The following is a 5738-nucleotide window of genomic DNA, read 5'->3' as shown; positions in this document are numbered from 1 at the left end:
ACGGGGCGCCGGACGGGTCAGACGGAAGCGGAGACGCTGAGGGATGGATCGGGGGCGGTAAGAAATTTTGAGGTATTTGAGGCGGGGCGCGCCATTTAGTTAGGGCGCATCTGGTCACTTTTGTCTCTACGCTGTTTGAAATTGATATATCTGAAGAGATATGTGGGCGGTTTGGTTCAGTTCGATGGATCAGACGTCTGTATATCAACGCTCTTAGGCTTCGGTCGATGATAGAGTGTCAGCTTCACTGTTTGAGTGGCTCTTGGTTAACTTTGTTAACTGAAAGCACAACAAACAGAGAAAACGCCATTTGGTTTCAGTAAGGCCAAGTGGTGATGTGCAGAGGTTCGAACGTCAAGGATAGCATCGCAAGATGCTTTCAACTTGAGAGTTTGATCCTGGCTCAGAACGAACGCTGGCGGCAGGCCTAACACATGCAAGTCGAGCGCACTCTTCGGAGTGAGCGGCGGACGGGTTAGTAACGCGTGGGAATATACCCTTCACTACGGAATAGCCTCGGGAAACTGAGAGTAATACCGTATACGCCCTTCGGGGGAAAGATTTATCGGTGAAGGATTAGCCCGCGTAAGATTAGATAGTTGGTGGGGTAATGGCCTACCAAGTCTACGATCTTTAGCTGGTTTGAGAGGATGATCAGCAACACTGGGACTGAGACACGGCCCAGACTCCTACGGGAGGCAGCAGTGGGGAATCTTAGACAATGGGCGCAAGCCTGATCTAGCCATGCCGCGTGAGTGACGAAGGCCTTAGGGTCGTAAAGCTCTTTCGCCAGAGATGATAATGACAGTATCTGGTAAAGAAACCCCGGCTAACTCCGTGCCAGCAGCCGCGGTAATACGGAGGGGGTTAGCGTTGTTCGGAATTACTGGGCGTAAAGCGTACGTAGGCGGATTGGAAAGTTAGAGGTGAAATCCCAGGGCTCAACCCTGGAACTGCCTTTAAAACTATCAGTCTAGAGTTCGAGAGAGGTGAGTGGAATTCCAAGTGTAGAGGTGAAATTCGTAGATATTTGGAGGAACACCAGTGGCGAAGGCGGCTCACTGGCTCGATACTGACGCTGAGGTACGAAAGTGTGGGGAGCAAACAGGATTAGATACCCTGGTAGTCCACACCGTAAACGATGAATGCCAGACGTCAGGGGGCTTGCCCTTTGGTGTCACACCTAACGGATTAAGCATTCCGCCTGGGGAGTACGGTCGCAAGATTAAAACTCAAAGGAATTGACGGGGGCCCGCACAAGCGGTGGAGCATGTGGTTTAATTCGAAGCAACGCGCAGAACCTTACCAACCCTTGACATCCTTGGACCGCCAGAGAGATCTGGTTTTCTCGTAAGAGACCAAGTGACAGGTGCTGCATGGCTGTCGTCAGCTCGTGTCGTGAGATGTTCGGTTAAGTCCGGCAACGAGCGCAACCCACATCCTTAGTTGCCAGCAGTTCGGCTGGGCACTCTAGGGAAACTGCCCGTGATAAGCGGGAGGAAGGTGTGGATGACGTCAAGTCCTCATGGCCCTTACGGGTTGGGCTACACACGTGCTACAATGGCATCTACAGTGAGTTAATCTCCAAAAGATGTCTCAGTTCGGATTGGGGTCTGCAACTCGACCCCATGAAGTCGGAATCGCTAGTAATCGCGTAACAGCATGACGCGGTGAATACGTTCCCGGGCCTTGTACACACCGCCCGTCACACCATGGGAGTTGGTTCTACCCGACGACGCTGCGCTAACCCTTCGGGGAGGCAGGCGGCCACGGTAGGATCAGCGACTGGGGTGAAGTCGTAACAAGGTAGCCGTAGGGGAACCTGCGGCTGGATCACCTCCTTTCTAAGGATGTTCCTAGCAGCATGAACTTGTTCATACTCGTGGAACACTTAGCAGTCGGCAAACAAAGCCGACATATTCAGGCACTTCTTCCTTGGAAGTGACCTAGAGCCAGGCCGTCCTCATATCTCTTCAGTTTTGTTCCACCTGTGTGGAACGCACCTTAAGGGGCGTTAGCTCAGCTGGGAGAGCACCTGCTTTGCAAGCAGGGGGTCATCGGTTCGATCCCGATACGCTCCACCAAGTTGGGTCGGTAGCTCAGGTGGTTAGAGCGCACGCCTGATAAGCGTGAGGTCGGAGGTTCAAGTCCTCCTCGACCCACCAACACCATAAAATACAGTTTGACCGTTAAGCAGCATGGCTGTTTTGCCGTCCAACTGGACGTTACGATCTTTTGATCGTTTGACATCGTAAAGAGAGAAACAACATCAGAATAGATGATGAACCCAAGTAAGGGATCGTCAGCTGACGAGAGGCACCGCAAGGTGTCGTTGATCGTCAAGCAAATCTATTTTGTTCCAAGTCAAGTACACTAACCGGAATGAGAGTAATCTCATTCGAACAGTGTTTGTTGCGAACCAGCGGCAAGCACTGCAATGTATGCATTTTGATTTAGGCCACCTTTGATTTTACAAAAGGGGGTGGCCACAGAAGTAGTCTGACTATTTCTGGATCAAATCAAGCGCGAAAAGGGCGTTTGGTGGATGCCTTGGCAGTAAGAGGCGATGAAAGACGTGATACTCTGCGATAAGCCATGGGGAGCTGAGAATAAGCTTTGATCCATGGATTTCTGAATGGGGCAACCCACCTGATACTTTGTTATTATTGCCCGTAAGGGCAGCTAATAATGAGGTAAAACAGGTATTTGTAAACTGAATACATAGGTTTACAAAAGCAAACCCGGGGAACTGAAACATCTAAGTACCCGGAGGAAAGGAAATCAATAGATACTCCCCTAGTAGCGGCGAGCGAACGGGGACCAGCCGAGCCTTGAGTGTGATTAGAATGGTCTGGAATGGCCAACCATAGTGGGTGACAGTCCCGTATAAGAAGCATGATAGGACGTATTAAGTAGGGCGGAACACGTGAAATTCTGTCTGAACATCGGAGGACCACCTTCGAAGGCTAAGTACTCCTTACTGACCGATAGCGAACCAGTACCGTGAGGGAAAGGTGAAAAGCACCCCGACGAGGGGAGTGAAACAGTACCTGAAACCGAACGCCTACAATCAGTTGGAGGGCCCTTGAGGCCTGACAGCGTACCTTTTGTATAATGGGTCATCGACTTGGTCTACCGAGCAAGCTTAAGCCGTTAGGTGTAGGCGCAGCGAAAGCGAGTCTTAATAGGGCGCATGAGTTCGGTGGATCAGACCCGAAACCGAGTGATCTAGGCATGTCCAGGATGAAGGTAAGGTAACACTTACTGGAGGTCCGAACCCACACCTGTTGAAAAAGGTCGGGATGAGGTGTGCCTAGGGGTGAAAGGCCAATCAAACTCGGAGATAGCTGGTTCTCTGCGAAATCTATTTAGGTAGAGCGTCGGACGAATACCCTCGGGGGTAGAGCACTGAATGGGTAATGGGGGCCCACAGCCTTACTGATCCTAATCAAACTCCGAATACCGAGGAGTAATATCCGGCAGACACACAGCGGGTGCTAACGTCCGTTGTGGAGAGGGAAACAACCCTGACCTACGACTAAGGCCCCTAATTCATGGCTAAGTGGGAAAGCAGGTGGGACGACCAAAACAACCAGGAGGTTGGCTTAGAAGCAGCCATCCTTTAAAGATAGCGTAACAGCTCACTGGTCTAAATAAGTTGTCCTGCGGCGAAGATGTAACGGGGCTCAAGCCATGAGCCGAAGTCTAGGATGCGATTTATCGCATGGTAGCAGAGCGTAGTGTGACATAATTCCATGTCTCCTTAACTTCTTCGGAAGTATTGGAGACGCGGAGTTTTCTGTGAAGCCGGCCTGTGAGGGATCCGGTGGAGAGATCACTAGTGAGAATGATGACATGAGTAGCGACAAAGGGAGTGAGAGACTCCCTCGCCGAAAGTCCAAGGGTTCCTGCTTAAAGCTAATCTGAGCAGGGTAAGCCGACCCCTAAGGCGAGGCCGAAAGGCGTAGTCGATGGGAACCAGGTTAATATTCCTGGGCCATGGAGTGGTGACGGATCTGAGACGTAGTTCATCCTTATCGGATTGAATGGGCTGCTAACAGGTTCCTGGAAATAGCCCTCCTATAAGATCGTACCCTAAACCGACACAGGTGGACTGGTAGAGAATACCAAGGCGCTTGAGAGAACCACATTTAAGGAACTCGGCAAAATACCTCCGTAAGTTCGCGAGAAGGAGGCCCGTTCAGAACGCAAGTTTTGGGCGGGGGCACAAACCAGGGGGTGGCGACTGTTTACTAAAAACACAGGGCTCTGCGAAGTCGCAAGACGACGTATAGGGTCTGACGCCTGCCCGGTGCCTGAAGGTTAAAAGGAGGAGTGCAAGCTCCGAATTGAAGCCCAGGTAAACGGCGGCCGTAACTATAACGGTCCTAAGGTAGCGAAATTCCTTGTCGGGTAAGTTCCGACCTGCACGAATGGCGTAACGACTTCCCCGCTGTCTCAAATGTGGACTCAGCGAAATTGAATTTCCTGTCAAGATGCAGGATACCCGCGGTTAGACGGAAAGACCCCATGCACCTTTACTATAGCTTCGCATTGGCATCAGGCACAGTATGTGCAGGATAGGTGGTAGGCTTTGAAGCGGTGACGCCAGTCATCGTGGAGCCTCCCTTGAGATACCACCCTTATTCTGCTTGATGTCTAACCGCGGCCCGTTATCCGGGTCCGGGACCCTGCGTGGTGGGTAGTTTGACTGGGGCGGTCGCCTCCCAAATTGTAACGGAGGCGCGCGAAGGTTGGCTCAGAGCGGTCGGAAATCGCTCGTTGAGTGCAATGGCAGAAGCCAGCCTGACTGCGAGACTGACAAGTCGAGCAGAGTCGAAAGACGGCCATAGTGATCCGGTGGTCCCGAGTGGAAGGGCCATCGCTCAACGGATAAAAGGTACGCTGGGGATAACAGGCTGATGGTGCCCAAGAGTCCATATCGACGGCACCGTTTGGCACCTCGATGTCGGCTCATCTCATCCTGGGGCTGGAGCAGGTCCCAAGGGTACGGCTGTTCGCCGTTTAAAGAGGTACGTGAGCTGGGTTTAGAACGTCGTGAGACAGTTCGGTCCCTATCTTCCGTGGGTGTAGGATATTTGAGAAGAGTTGCCCCTAGTACGAGAGGACCGGGGTGAACGATCCACTGGTGGATCAGTTGTCGTGCCAACGGCAGTGCTGAGTAGCTATGATCGGACAGGATAACCGCTGAAGGCATCTAAGCGGGAAGCCCCCTTCAAAACAAGATATCCCTGAGAGCCGAGGTAGACCACCTCGTCGATAGGCCAGAGATGTAAGCGCTGTAAGGCGTTCAGTTGACTGGTACTAATGGCTCGATAGGCTTGATTTGATCCAGTAATAGTAAGACTGGAAAAAATCAAAACACATACACACACAATCATCAGTATACGATGAAATGGAACAAAACCTGATGTTATCGGCTAGGATCTCGGTCCCAGCCGGTGTTTCTTTTTTGGTTTGGTGATAATAGCGCGAGCAAAACACCCGATCCCATCCCGAACTCGGCAGTTAAGTGCCGCTGCGCTGATGGTACTGCGTCTTAAGGCGTGGGAGAGTAAGTCATTGCCAAACCTAATAAGAAACACTTCTCTCTATACGATAACAAAAAAGCCCTCTCAAAACACCGCGAGGCACAATAGCGCGGGATGGAGCAGCCCGGTAGCTCGTCAGGCTCATAACCTGAAGGTCGTAGGTTCAAATCCTACTCCCGCAACCAA

3 tRNA genes and 3 rRNA genes are annotated in these 5738 nt (G+C 51.7%); all 6 read left to right on the top strand.

Annotated features, from left to right (window positions below):
* Positions 1-380 precede the first annotated feature (380 nt).
* The 6 genes from CLV80_RS18235 (at position 381) to CLV80_RS18210 (ending at position 5737) form a co-directional block, all read left to right on the top strand.
* A 16S ribosomal RNA gene (locus CLV80_RS18235) occupies positions 381-1844 on the top strand.
* A gap of 164 nt (positions 1845-2008) precedes the next feature.
* Positions 2009-2084, top strand: a tRNA-Ala gene (locus tag CLV80_RS18230).
* Between the two features lie 4 nt (positions 2085-2088).
* A tRNA-Ile gene (locus CLV80_RS18225) sits at positions 2089-2165 on the top strand.
* Positions 2166-2517: 352 nt separating this feature from the next.
* Positions 2518-5350 (top strand): 23S ribosomal RNA (locus tag CLV80_RS18220).
* Between the two features lie 127 nt (positions 5351-5477).
* Positions 5478-5592 (top strand): 5S ribosomal RNA (gene rrf, locus CLV80_RS18215).
* The 16S, 23S and 5S rRNA genes sit together here with 3 tRNA genes alongside, the layout of an rRNA operon.
* 68 nt (positions 5593-5660) lie before the next feature.
* A tRNA-Met gene (locus tag CLV80_RS18210) sits at positions 5661-5737 on the top strand.
* Position 5738: the final 1 nt, after the last annotated feature.

The sequence above is a fragment of the Yoonia maritima genome, from assembly GCF_003003285.1.
Taxonomy (GTDB): Bacteria; Pseudomonadota; Alphaproteobacteria; order Rhodobacterales; family Rhodobacteraceae; genus Yoonia; species Yoonia maritima.
Note: the sequence above shows the minus strand (reverse complement) of the source record. Positions and strands in the feature narration are given on the sequence as shown.